13 protein-coding genes are annotated in these 12,343 nt (G+C 63.6%); 7 read left to right on the top strand and 6 right to left on the bottom strand.

Annotated features, from left to right (window positions below):
• The first annotated feature begins 237 nt into the window (after nucleotides 1-237).
• A complete protein-coding gene (locus FHX11_RS06685) occupies nucleotides 238-942 on the top strand; it encodes an HAD family hydrolase (protein WP_184356319.1) in 705 nt (234 codons plus the stop codon).
• 7 nt (nucleotides 943-949) lie between these two features.
• Here the strand turns inward: FHX11_RS06685 and FHX11_RS06680 are convergent, their stop codons facing one another.
• Nucleotides 950-1,468, bottom strand: a complete 519-nt coding sequence (locus tag FHX11_RS06680) for a hypothetical protein (protein WP_246780911.1) — start codon at nucleotides 1,466-1,468, stop codon at nucleotides 950-952.
• Complete coding sequence (locus FHX11_RS06675) at nucleotides 1,465-2,094, bottom strand: DNA-3-methyladenine glycosylase I (protein WP_184356317.1); 630 nt, start codon at nucleotides 2,092-2,094, stop codon at nucleotides 1,465-1,467. Before FHX11_RS06675 ends, FHX11_RS06680 begins: the two co-directional genes overlap by 4 nt.
• 385 nt (nucleotides 2,095-2,479) lie before the next feature.
• Between FHX11_RS06675 and FHX11_RS06670 the strand changes: the two genes are divergently transcribed.
• The 4 genes from FHX11_RS06670 to FHX11_RS06655 all read left to right on the top strand — a co-directional run bounded on the left by FHX11_RS06670 (nucleotide 2,480) and on the right by FHX11_RS06655 (nucleotide 5,470).
• The gene (locus tag FHX11_RS06670) at nucleotides 2,480-3,238 is read left to right on the top strand and encodes a L,D-transpeptidase (RefSeq protein WP_184356315.1); all 759 of its coding nucleotides are present in this window, start codon (nucleotides 2,480-2,482) and stop codon (nucleotides 3,236-3,238) included.
• A gap of 190 nt (nucleotides 3,239-3,428) precedes the next feature.
• Nucleotides 3,429-4,130 carry a L,D-transpeptidase gene (locus FHX11_RS06665; protein ID WP_184356313.1) on the top strand — a complete coding sequence of 234 codons (702 nt, stop codon included), beginning with the start codon at nucleotides 3,429-3,431 and terminating at the stop codon, nucleotides 4,128-4,130.
• A gap of 258 nt (nucleotides 4,131-4,388) precedes the next feature.
• Nucleotides 4,389-5,060 (top strand): porin family protein, encoded by a 672-nt coding sequence (locus FHX11_RS06660; RefSeq protein ID WP_184356311.1) that lies wholly within the window; start codon nucleotides 4,389-4,391, stop codon nucleotides 5,058-5,060.
• A 71-nt stretch (nucleotides 5,061-5,131) separates the two neighbouring features.
• Nucleotides 5,132-5,470 carry a hypothetical protein gene (locus FHX11_RS06655; RefSeq protein WP_184356309.1) on the top strand — a complete coding sequence of 113 codons (339 nt, stop codon included), beginning with the start codon at nucleotides 5,132-5,134 and terminating at the stop codon, nucleotides 5,468-5,470.
• On the opposite strand, the gene glcF is transcribed toward FHX11_RS06655, so the two are convergent.
• The 3 genes from glcF to FHX11_RS06640 are packed head-to-tail and all read right to left on the bottom strand — an operon-like array spanning nucleotide 5,467 to nucleotide 9,435.
• A complete protein-coding gene (gene glcF / locus FHX11_RS06650; protein ID WP_184356307.1) occupies nucleotides 5,467-6,783 on the bottom strand; it encodes a glycolate oxidase subunit GlcF in 1,317 nt (438 codons plus the stop codon). The two genes, FHX11_RS06655 and glcF, sit on opposite strands and share 4 nt — an antisense overlap.
• Nucleotides 6,784-6,799: 16 nt before the next feature.
• On the bottom strand, nucleotides 6,800-7,999 hold the full coding sequence (glcE, locus tag FHX11_RS06645; protein WP_184356305.1) for a glycolate oxidase subunit GlcE: 1,200 nt from the start codon (nucleotides 7,997-7,999) through the stop codon (nucleotides 6,800-6,802).
• Nucleotides 7,996-9,435, bottom strand: coding sequence for an FAD-linked oxidase C-terminal domain-containing protein (locus FHX11_RS06640; protein ID WP_184356303.1), 1,440 nt, complete (start codon nucleotides 9,433-9,435; stop codon nucleotides 7,996-7,998). The genes glcE and FHX11_RS06640 overlap by 4 nt, the downstream gene beginning before the upstream one ends.
• Nucleotides 9,436-9,560: 125 nt before the next feature.
• On the opposite strand from FHX11_RS06640, the gene FHX11_RS06635 reads away from it, so the two are divergent.
• Nucleotides 9,561-10,457 carry a LysR family transcriptional regulator gene (locus tag FHX11_RS06635; protein ID WP_184356301.1) on the top strand — a complete coding sequence of 299 codons (897 nt, stop codon included), beginning with the start codon at nucleotides 9,561-9,563 and terminating at the stop codon, nucleotides 10,455-10,457.
• A 34-nt stretch (nucleotides 10,458-10,491) separates the two neighbouring features.
• Nucleotides 10,492-11,055, top strand: a complete 564-nt coding sequence (locus tag FHX11_RS06630; protein WP_184356299.1) for an O-acetyl-ADP-ribose deacetylase — start codon at nucleotides 10,492-10,494, stop codon at nucleotides 11,053-11,055.
• Nucleotides 11,056-11,067: 12 nt separating this feature from the next.
• On the opposite strand, the gene FHX11_RS06625 is transcribed toward FHX11_RS06630, so the two are convergent.
• Entirely contained in the window at nucleotides 11,068-12,231 is a 1,164-nt protein-coding gene (locus FHX11_RS06625; protein WP_184356297.1) for an adenosylhomocysteinase, read from the bottom strand.
• Between the last annotated feature and the right edge of the window lie 112 nt (nucleotides 12,232-12,343).

Below are 12,343 nucleotides of genomic sequence, written 5' to 3'. Positions count from 1 at the left end.
CCTCGGCATGACAGCGGCACCCGCACGCTGCCCTGGAGAGGTCGAAAGACGGTCTGCGAGGAACGATCCCTGGGGGACCGTCGCGATCGAGACAACATCGACATAATGCACCGGAATGCGATTTCAACGCGAGACCCGGCACCGATCACGATGCGGTTACCGCCGCTTCGCTCTTGCCTCCGTTGCAGCCGGAGATAGACTCCGGCACCCGGACAATGCGCAGGGACGACCATGGCAATGATGCAACGCCCACTGACGACGATCGGTTTCGATGCCGACGACACGCTCTGGCAGAACGAGCAATTCTACCGGCTGACCGAGCACCAGTTCACCGGACTGCTCGCCGACCACGCCGATAGCAGCCATATTTCGGCGCGCCTGCTGGAAGCCGAGAAGCGTAACCTCAGCCATTACGGCTTCGGCATCAAAGGCTTCACCCTCTCGATGATCGAGACCGCGATCGAGATTACCGAAGGCGCGGTGCCGGCGGCGGTGATCGCGCAGATTCTCGATATCGGCCGCGACCTGCTTTCCCATCCCGTGGAAACGCTGCCGCATGTGCGCGAAACCCTCGAAGGGCTGACGGGGCATTATCTGCTGGTGCTGATCACCAAGGGCGACCTCTTCGACCAGGAACGCAAGCTGGCGCAATCCGGCCTCGGCGATCTTTTCGACGCCATCGAGATCGTCTCCGACAAGAATGCATCCACCTATCGTCGCATCTTCTCCAAGGTCGGCGATGGGCCGGAGCGGGCGATGATGGTCGGCAATTCCCTGAAATCCGACATCGTGCCGGCAATCGCCGCCGGCAGCTATGGCGTCTTTGTGCCGCACGCGCTCACCTGGGCGTTCGAACATGTCGAAGAGCCTTCGGAAGCGCCGCGCTTTCGCAAGATCGACCATCTCGGCGAGCTGCAAGGCGTGATCGAGGGGCTGGGCTGAAGGCCTTCTACTGTCCCTGCTTGGATCGCGGCGGGAACAGCATCGGCCCGCTATCGGCCGGCTGGCTCTGCTGCGTCGCCGGCGGATTGGGGTCGATCAGGATTTCATAGGGCGCGCCGAGACCGCGCCGGCGGGTGACGCGGGAATAATAGGGCTTGATCAGCCAGGTCGTGTCCTCGTTGACGGTGACATCGGCGGTCATGCCGTCCTCGTCGGTGCCGAAGAAGGATTCGTCGTCCGTCGAGGACAGGTCGAAGATCGCCATATAGGCGTATTTGCTCTTCGAACTGAAGGTGACGCGGACATGCTGGCCCTTCTTCAGCGGCAGCGTGTAGACCTTGCCCTTGCCGAACTTCGTCCAGCCCGTCAGCTTCTCCAGCACGGCCGGGAAGCCGAGCTTCTCCACGGTCTCGCCTCGGTCGAGCTGCGGATACTGAAGCTGCTGCTCGCTATCCTGCGCATGAACAGCCTGAGCGCCGCCCAACACCAGGCCGAGCAGGCAAAGGGACAGAAACGCGCCCCTCATGGCCGCACCAATGCGCTGCGCATCGCCTCCACCTCTTTCCGGCAATAGCAGCCTTCGATGTGATCGTTGACGAGGCCCATGGCCTGCATGAAGGCGTAGACCGTGGTCGGGCCGACAAAGGTCCAGCCGCGCTTCTTCAAGTCTTTCGAAATGCGCACGGAGGCGGGCGTCGTCGGGTTGGCGCGAAGATGCGCATAGTCGAAAACGGCCGGACGCTCGGACGGTGCCGGCTCGTGGTTCCAGAAATAGCGGGCGAGCGAGCCGAATTCGTCACGCAGTTCGATGGCACGGCGGGCATTGTTGATGGTGGAAACGATCTTGCCGCGATGGCGAATGATGCCGGCATCGGCGAGGCAGCGCTCTATGTCGGCCTCGCCGAAAACCGCGACTTTCTCGAAATCGAAACCAGCAAAAGCGGCGCGGAAATTCTCTCGCTTGCGCAGGATCGTCAGCCAGGAGAGGCCGGACTGGAAGCCCTCGAGGCAGATCTTCTCGAACAAGCGGATGTCGTCGACGACCGGGCGGCCCCATTCCGCGTCATGATAGCGCTGATATTCCGGCAAATTGCCGTGCCAGAAGCAGCGGTCCTTGCCATCCTCGCCGGTGATGATGCCCGTTTCGGCCATTTTTGCGATTCGTCTCCCACTTCAGAGCATGCCCCGGAAACCGGTAAAGCAACTAGCGCATTATTTTACGCAACTCCGGACGGAAAACCGCTGTGCACTTTTCCTGCAGTTGCTCTATCGGATAAAAGCAGATCAATCAAACGCTTAAAACCCTAACGGCATTTCGCGCGCCGCGCATTCCGATTCCGGATTGGCATTGGCCTTTTCCGGATTAACCGCCCGCAAACCATCTTTCCAAACCAAATGGTAACCCTGACAAAGGTTTATCGATTTCGCGGCATTTTGATGAATGGACGTTTACCATTCGCTGGCGCGCAAGTGTCACCATAGTCGTGACCGGGCGCGATTACGCCCATCCTCGGCCCATTTGTAGAGAGTTTGTCCGATGATGAAACAATGTATTTTATTGGCGGGCGCTCTCAGCCTGCTCGCCGCCGATGCCTTTGCCAATGATCGCTATCAATCGCGCCCGCCGGTGATCGTCAGTCCCGACCTCACCGCGCCCTGGGTGATGCAGCTCGGCGGTGCGAGCGTGCAGCCGACGGTCTATCCGGTCCGCCCGGCGCAGCGACAGGCGGTCAATCCGCAGGTGCGCCGGGTCGTCCAGCCGCGCGGCCTGTTCGCTCGCCCGGCGGTTCAGCAAGTCGCCGTCGTGCGGCCGCAATATCCCGCCATCCGTGGTCAGCTCGATCCGCAGTTCCTGCCGCAGGTGGTGGATTACCAGACCAAGGAAAAGCCGGGCACCATCGTCATCGACACCAACAACCGCTTCCTCTACCTGGTGATGGACGGCGGCCAGGCGCGGCGCTACGGCGTCGGCGTCGGCAAGCCGGGCTTCGAATGGGCCGGCGCCCACACCATCACCCGCAAGCAGGAATGGCCGGACTGGACGCCGCCGCGCGAGATGGTGGCGCGCGAAGCGGCAAAAGGTCATTACCTGCCGGCGCGCATGGACGGCGGCGAGGCCAATCCGCTCGGCGCCCGCGCCATGTATCTCGGCTCGACCCTCTACCGCATCCACGGCACCAATGCCCCCTGGAGCATCGGCAGCGCCGTATCCTCCGGCTGTATCCGCCTGCGCAACGAAGACGTCATCGACCTCTACAACCGGGTCAACGTCGGGACGCGCGTCATCGTGATGTAAACCGCAGGGATCGCCGTGTCCGAGATTTCGGGCGCGGCGGCGATACTGCATGGCAGGACAGTAACGTTGCCTCCGGCGCGAGAATAGATCCGCGCCCGGACGGCGCGATCTTTCTCCCTCGCAATTTGATCTTGATCCCCGCGCCCGTTTCGCTAGGTTCTTCGCGGGTAAATTGAGAGGGGAATGACGGATGAAATCAATACTACCGGTCGTCGCGGCGGCGGCCATTGCCGTTTCGTGTCTCACGGCGGCCTCGGATGCCGCGGCCTTCAGCGCTCCAGCGCCCTATGCCGCGCCGGCTGCGCGCAGCGACATGATCCGCGTGTCGACCCAGCCGCAAGGGCAGGTCAAGCCGCAGTTTCAGCGGCGCATGGTGCGGCTGCGGACCAACGAGGCTCCGGGCACGATCATCGTCGATACCAACAACAAGTATCTCTATCTCGTCGAGGGCGACAACCGGGCGCGGCGCTACGGCATCGGCGTGGGGCGCGACGGCTTCGGCTGGTCGGGCGTCGTCAAGGTCGGCCGCAAGGCGGAATGGCCTGGCTGGACGCCGCCGCCGGAAATGATCGCTCGCGAAGCCAAGAAGGGCCACAAGCTTCCCGCCTATCAGGAAGGCGGCGAGGACAATCCGCTCGGTGCGCGCGCCATGTATCTCTATCGTGGCGGCAGCGACACGGCATTCCGCATCCATGGCACCAACCAGCCCTGGAGCATCGGCCTCAACATGTCGTCCGGCTGCATCCGCATGATGAACAAGGACGTCACCGATCTTTATGACCGGGTTCCGATCGGCACCAAGGTCATCGTCGTCGGCCCCGGCAACAAACAGGGCGAGGTCAGCTACGAGGACCGCGGCATCGATCTGCTGCGGACGATGTTCGGCGGCTGACAATCGATGATGTGATCGGCCAAGGGCCGGCTGGTGCCGCGTGGCAGCAGCCGGCCCTTGCCATGTCCAGCTCCGCGACCCAACTGTTGCCGAGGTGTAACAGCCCCGCGCCTATCGCTCGGGAGGCCGGCGAAACGGGCCTTTCCGTTCAGCCTGATGTCAGTTTTCCCGCCTAAGCCGATCCTAGCCACAGCGCGCCGCAATAGAACTGTCACAGAAGCACGCTTAGATGGCGGCATTCGCATCCGGGGGCTTCATATGCGTCGTGCATTTCGCATCAAACAGCCGGCTGTCGCCGCGCTCGCGCTTTCAGCTTTTGTCTTTGCTGCCGACTCGGCCTCGGCGGAAATGCAGTTTTCGGCTTACGGTGGCGTCCAGGGCGCGACCGGCAGCAACGTGAAGACGTCGGACGGCGCCAATTTCGATCCCGACTGGTCGGGCAAATCCTTCAAGATGCCGCCCTATTTCGGCTTTCGCGGCATCTGGTGGCTGGATGAGTTCGACAAGTCGAACTGGGGTATCTCGCTCGATTACAGCCATGCCAAGGTCTACGGCAATCTCGACAATACGCCCGGCTGGTCGCATTTCGAATTCACCGACGGCCTCAACATGCTGACGCTGAACGCGCTCTATCGTTTCCAGGACCCCGGCCGCAAATGGACGCCCTATGTCGGCCTCGGCGCCGGCATCAACGTGCCGCATGTCGAAGTCACCCGTGACTCCGGCCGTACCTTCGACTACCAGTTCGGCGGCGCCTCGCTTCAGGCCCAGGCCGGCGTCAGCTACCAGTTCAGCCAGCACTGGTCGACGTTCGTCGAATACAAGGGCAACTACAACTTCGTCGACAATGTCTCGATCGACAGCGGCGACACGCTGAAGACCAAGGTCTTCACCCACGCCATCAATTTCGGCGTGTCGTTCAACTTCTGAACAATGCGGTCGAGACACTCATTCCCCCGAACCGGTTCCGGCGCGGGGGTTCTTGTGCTAAGCAACAGCGCATGAACCTTTCCTATTACCGATGCGACTGGATTCATCCGGAAAACGATGAACCCGTCATGATCTACTATGAGGTGGACGACGCGGGCGTCGTTCCCCGGCTGATCGACGTGTTCGCCGACGGGCGCCGGCAATGCATGTCCGTTGCCGATTTTTCCGGGCAAAAATACAAGTCGACCAGCATCACCAGTCTGGTTGAAGGTTCGTTCTATGACGGTGTTGCCGGCCTGCTCGACGGTACCTTCTTCGAGGAAGGGCAGGACCGGATCAGCCTGACATCCATCGGCGCCGACATCTTCGAGCTGGAATGGAAGACACATCGGCCGTCGTCGTCGCATTAGACCGCCGGCGCCAGCCCCTTGAGCTTCGCCGGCACCTCGCCGCCATAGGCCCAGTCCAGCAATTCGACCGTGTGCAGGATGGGTATGCCCGTTCCCGTCGCGATCTGCGTGATGCAGCCGATATTGCCCGTTGCGATGACATCCGCCTTCGTCGCCTCAAGGTTTTTCACCTTACGCGCCTTCAGTTCGGTGGATATTTCCGACTGCATCATATTGTAGGTGCCGGCCGAGCCGCAGCAGAGATGGCCTTCCGCCGGCTCGCGGACGGTGAAGCCCGCCGCCTTCAGCAACTGCTTCGGCGCCAGGGTGATCTTCTGGCCATGCTGCAGTGAACAGGCGGAATGATAGGCGACGGTCACGCCGCGCGGCATGTGCGAGGGCAGGTCGAGACCGGCGAGATATTCCGTGATGTCCTTGGCCAAAACGGAGATCCTCGCCGCCTTCTCCGCATAGGCCGGGTCGAGCCGCAGCTTGTGCCCGTAATCCTTGATCGTCGTGCCGCAGCCGGATGTGGTGACGATGATCGCATCAAGCCCGCCGGCCTCCAACTCGCGCATCCAGACATCGACATTGGCGCGCACGCTCGCCAAAGCCTGCTCCTCGCGGCCCATATGATGCACCAGCGAACCGCAGCAGACCTCGCCCTGCGGCACCACCACTTCAATGCCCAGGCGGGTCAGCAGCCGGATGGTCGCCTCGTTGATCCCCGGATCGAGCACCGGCTGGGCGCAGCCCGTCAGGATCGCCACCCGCCCGCGCCGTGCCGCCTCAGGCAGATGAGTGCCGGGCCTGGCGAAAGGCGACGGTGCCGGGATGGAGCGCGGCGCAAGATCGAGCATGGCCGCGAAAGGCTTCAGCGCCGCAAAGCGCTGCATCGGCCCCTTGAACGGCCGGGCCAGGCGCGCGAGGTTGAGCGCCAGCCGGAAGCGGCCGGGATAGGGCAGAACCGCCGCCAGCATGTTGCGCGTCCAGCGGTCGAGGAACGGCCGCCTGTAGGTCTGCTCGACGTGGGCGCGAGCATGGTCGATCAGATGCATGTAGTCGACGCCGGAGGGACAGGTGGTCACACAGGCGAGGCAGGATAGACAGCGGTCGATATGCGTCACCACCTCCTCGTCGGCGGCACGGCCGTTCTCCAGCATGTCCTTGATCAGATAGATCCGCCCACGCGGACTGTCGAGTTCGTTGCCAAGCGTCACATAGGTCGGACAAGTGGCGGTGCAGAAGCCGCAATGCACGCATTTGCGCAGGATCGCCTCGGATTCGGCCACATGCGGATCGGCAAGCTGGGCAAGGGTGAAGTTGGTTTGCATCAGGCAGTTTTCCTCATCACGCCATCTTACCCGGATTCAAAATCCCCGAGGGATCGAACTTTTCCTTCACGCGCGCCGACAGCAAGGCCACAGCCTCAGGCTGCGGTTGGAACGCCGACGTCGTCGCGCGGGCGGCGGGCGGCGCGCGCAGCAGGGTGGCATGGCCGCCGCCAAGGGCATGGACATAGCGGCGGACGAGATCGCCTTCCGGTTCCGCCTCCATGCGCATCCAGACGAGACCGCCCTGCCAGTCGTAATAGGCATCGACGCCGGCTTCGAGACGAAGGGCGGCGACGAGCTGATGGCCGCTGCTCGGGGCAACGGAAACGCGCCAGACCGGGCGCATCGTGCCGTCCGCATAGGGTTTCACATCGCGGATCTCGCGCCAGAGCCGCCGGCTCTCCGCCTCGGCAAGCCGGGTCACCGGACCAAGCCGGCTCATGGCGGCGGCGAGTTTTTCGGCCCTTGCGGCGACCGAGCCTGCAAGGCCCTCGATGCGCAGCACGGTCGCCTCCCCTTCCGGCAGGCCGCCGTCCAGAAAGGTCCAGGCGACGGTCAACGGCAGATGCGCGGCACCCGACACCTCGACCGGCAGCGCCATCGCCGCCGCCATGGCATTCGCCGCCTCGGCATCGTTGCGGCCGGAGAGCACGATCGTCTCCTCCGTCTTCGGCCGCGGCGGCACCCGGAAGGTGACTTCGGTCAAGAGGCCGAGCGTGCCGTGCGAGCCGGCCATCAGCTTCACCAGATCGAGGCCGGTGACGTTCTTCATCACCCGCCCGCCGGCCTTGACGATCTCGCCTTTGCCGTTGACGAAGCGGACACCGAGCAGGCTGTCGCGGGCGGCACCGCTGACGAAGCGGCGCGGGCCGGAGACATTGGCGGCAAAGACGCCGCCGATGGTCGGCTCGCCCGTCGTTGCCATCAGCGGCCGGTGGTCCATCGGCTCGAAAGCCATCATCTGGCCGTTTTCGGCAAGCGCCGCCTCGATCTCGGCAACCGGCGTCCCGGCGCGCACGGTCATCACCATCTCGCCGGGATTATAGGCGACGATCCCGGCAAGCCCACGCGAGGACAAGGTCGCCTCGGCGTCCACGGCATTGCCGAAGCCCGCGCGCGTATTGCCGCCGACGATCGACAGAGCCGCGCCACGGGCCGCATGGTCACGAATGAGGGCGGCCGCCTCGTCCTCGGTCTTCGGCAAAAATTCGCTCATGCGGCGTCACGCCCATCGAGCGGGAAGACCTTGGATGGGTTCAATATCCAGCCGGGATCGAAGGCGGCGCGCACCGCCATCATCTGGGCGAGATCGGCCTCGGCATATTGGTGACGCATCAGGTCGCGCTTCTCGATGCCGACGCCGTGTTCGCCGGTCAGGCAGCCGCCGGCATCGACGCAGAGCCGCAGGATATCGTTGCCCGCCGCTTCCGCCCTTGCGGCATCCTCGGGATCGTTGGCATTGAACAGGATCAGCGGATGCATGTTGCCGTCACCGGCATGGAAGACGTTGGCGACGCGCAGGCCGTAGCGGTCGACGATCTCGGAGGTTTTCTGCAGCACATAGGAGAGCTGGCTGAGCGGCACGGTGCCGTCCATGCAGATATAATCGGCGATGCGGCCGGTGGCGCCGAAGGCGGATTTACGGCCCTTCCAGATCAATGCCGCCTCGGTTGCCGACTGGCATTCGCGCACGGTCTTGACCTTGTGATCGCGGGCGATCGCGACGATGCTTTTCAGCATGTCGTCCATCTCCGCGTCCGACCCCTCCACTTCGACGATGAGCAGCGCGCCGACATCGAGGGGATAACCGGCCTGGGCGAAGGCCTCGCAGATCTCGATCGCCTGCTTGTCCATGAATTCGATGGCGACGGGAACGATGCCGGCGGCGATGACGTCGGCCACGCAGGCGCCGGCCTCCTCCGACGTGTCGAAACCGAACAGCACCGGCCGCGCGCCCTCCGGCTTGGCGATCAGCCGCACCGTTGCCTCGGTGACGATGCCGAGCTGGCCTTCCGAGCCGCAGACGAGACCGAGGAGATCATAGCCCGCCGCATCCAGCGCCTTGCCGCCGAGCTCGATCACGGTGCCGTCGGTCAGGACCAGCTTGACGCCGAGCAGGTTGTTGGTGGTGACGCCGTATTTCAGGCAATGGGCGCCGCCGGAATTCATGCCGATATTGCCGCCGATGGTGCAGGCAAGCTGTGAGCTCGGATCGGGCGCATAGAAGAAACCATCCGCCGAGACGCTTTCGGAGATGTTCAGATTGGTGACGCCAGCCTGTACGGTGGCGGCGCGGTTGGCGAAATCGATGTCCAGGATGCGGTTCATCTTGGAAAGGCCGAGCACGACCGCATCCTCCTGCGGGATAGCACCGCCGGAAAGCGAAGTGCCGGCACCGCGCGGCACGACGGGAATGCCATAGCGGTGACAGTATCTCATGACGGCGGCGACCTCCGCCGTCGAGCGCGGCAGGGCGACGGCGAGCGGCATGCGGCGATAGGAAACGAAGGCATCCGTCTCAAAGGGCATCAGTTCGCGCGGCTCATGGATCAGGCATTCCGGAGCAAGGAGATCGGCGAGATCGGCAACGATCTCGCTGCGGCGGGCAAGCACATCCGCACGCGGCGCCAGAAATGAAATGGCATCGGCCATGAGCATCCTCCTCCCGCATCCAAATCGGGATACGGCCTGTTTTATCGCCATATCACGCTTACGACTTTCCCGAAATCGGCGCAAATGATAAGCATTTATGTCTGAACAGGAATAAATCTCACGCCATGACCAATCTCGGGGATCTCGAAATCTTCGCCAGCGTCGTCGCGACGGGCAGCATGTCGCTTGCCGGCCGCGCCCTCGGCTTCTCGCCGGCCGTCATTTCCAAACGCATCAAGCGGCTGGAGGACAGGCTCGGCACCCGGCTCCTGCAGCGCACGACGCGGCAGATATCGCTGACGGAAGCCGGCCAGGGCTTCTACGACCGGGTGCTCGCCATCCTCGCCGGGCTGGAAGAGGCGGAAGCCTATATTGCCGGCCGCTCGGCACAGATGCAGGGGACGCTGAGAATCTCCGCTCCGACCTCCTTCGGCCGCCTGCATATCGCCCCACATCTGAAGACCTTCATGCAGGCGCATCCGGATCTTGCGATCAATCTGGTCCTGAGCGACGAATTCACGGATATCGTCGGCGGCGGCTACGATCTTGCCATCCGTATCGCGGAACTGACCGATTCCAGTCTCGTTGCCCGACGACTGGCGCCAGTGCGCCGGTTGCTCTGCGCCTCGCCCGCCTATGTCGCCACCCATGGTATGCCTAGGGATATCGACGATCTGCGCCGCCATGTCTGCCTGCCCGCGCACAATCACGATCCTTGGCGGCTGGAGGGACCGAAGGGTGCACTGACCTTGCGGCCGGAAGGCAAGCTGATCACCAATTCGAGCGAAGTGATCCGCGAGGCCGTGATCGCGGGCCTCGGTATCGCGCTGCGCTCCACCTGGGACATCGGCCCGGAGCTGCGGGACGGCCGTCTGGTGCAGGTACTGCCGGCCTATGAGGGCTCGCATAATGTCACGCTCTCGGCGGTCTATCCCAGCCGGCAGTTCCTGCCGGCGAAAGTGCGCGTCTTCATCGACTTCCTGGCGGAACTTTATGGGCCTGTGCCCTATTGGGAGCGATAGGGGCACCCCGCCCAAGCTCCAGGAGATCAGCCTCATGCCCGCCCTTGAAACCATCCGCTCCGATCTGTCTTCCGACACGACTACGCGCTTCACCGTCATGCTTGGCGATATCACCCGGCTTTCGGTCGACGCCATCGTCAACGCGGCGAACAGCAGCCTGCTTGGCGGCGGCGGTGTCGATGGCGCCATCCACCGCGCTGCCGGGCCGGACCTCGTGGCGGAATGCCGGATGCTGCATGGCTGCAGGACCGGGCAGGCAAAGATCACCGGGGGATACCGCCTGCCGGCAAGGCATGTGATCCACACGGTCGGCCCGGTCTGGAACGGCGGCGGGCATGATGAGGAAGCGCTGCTGGAGAGCTGCTATCGCAACAGCCTGGGCCTCGCCAGGGAGCGCGGCCTCAGAACCATCGCCTTTCCGGCCATCTCCACCGGCATCTACCGCTTTCCCGCCGAGCCGGCAGCAGCGATCGCCATCCGCACCGCCGTCACGGACAGCAAAGGCGGCGCGTTCGACGAAATCATCTTCTGCTGCTTCGGCGACGAGATGGCCGCGCTCTACGACCGGCTGCTGCCGCAGGCGCTGGTTGAGACCTGATTCATCGGGGCGCTATCGCGCCAGGTCGAGATAGGTCGCGGCCACCATGGCATCGATATCCGCCGGCACGGGGACGACACAGGATTCCCTGCCGAGACCGCCCCTTGCCACGCGTTCCAGGCAGCGGGCCTGCAACGCAAAGCCGAGATCCATGGATTCGACCGTGTTGCCGAGCGGTCGCGGGCCGGCAAGGTTGGCCATGTGGCCAGCGCCAAGGATATGGAAAGCGCGGCCATCTCGCAGGCGGACAGTCTCGATATGCTCGGCTTCATAGCGATCGATGCCGGCAATGTCGGCGCTGTCGCGGATCGCTTCCACATCGATCTCATGCGGGAAATGCCCGCCATTCATCAGGATCGTGCCGTCCTTTATCAGCGGCAGATCCGCCGCGGTGATGATCGCGGGATGGCCGGTGACGGTTATCAGGATATCGGCGGAACGGATCGCCTCTTCGCGCAACGGCGTGACAAAGCCATCGAGATGGGCTTCCAGCGCCGTCACCGGGTCGATATCGATCACGCTGACGCAGGCATGGGCGTTGCGGAAACAGGCGGCCGTTCCCTTGCCGCAGGCGCCGTAGCCGAAGACGGTAACCCGTTTGCCATTGGTCGAGCGATTGGTGAAACGCAGATAGCTCTCGAACAGGCTCTGGCCGACGGCATGCCGATTTTCCGCGAATTGCTTGATCGGGCTATCGTTGATGACGAGAACCGGCAGATTGAGCTTGCTGCGAAGGGGCAATAGACGCGTTCGGCCGGATGTCGTCTCCTCCGTGCCGCCCAGGAGCCCGGCATAGGGCCGCTCGGCGGCGCGTGCGAAGAGATCGCCGCCATTGTCGAGCAACAGGTCCGGCTTCTGCGCAAGAATGGCATCCAGGCTGGCGCCGTGCTCGTCGGCATTCGTGGTCTGCGTGGCAAAGACGGTGATGCCCCGCGCGCGCAGATAATCGACGGTTTCGGGCTGGGTGCTGTTGAGGTTGCCGGTACAGACGAGGCTGGCGCCGCCAGCACGCAGCGTCATCAGCAACGCCACCGTCTTCGGCTCGAGATGGATGCCGGTGCCGATCGTCAAGCCGGCAAAGGGCTGTGTCTCGCGAAATTCCGCTGCCGTGGCGGCAAGCAGGCGGCAACTGCGGGCAACCCAGTCAATACGGGAAAGAGAGGCAGGCTGGTCCATGATACGCTCCTGACGGCGATTTCCGTTCAGCGGCGATCTCTCACCCAACATGGGGTTCTGTCGATGGACATAGGAATGAGCGACAGGGCAGAAAATCTGCCATCGGCGCCTT

The sequence above is a fragment of the Rhizobium sp. BK602 genome, assembly GCF_014195095.1.
Classification (GTDB): domain Bacteria; phylum Pseudomonadota; class Alphaproteobacteria; order Rhizobiales; family Rhizobiaceae; genus Rhizobium.
The sequence above is the reverse complement of the archived record's forward strand: the minus strand, read 5'-3'. Positions and strand labels throughout refer to the sequence as shown.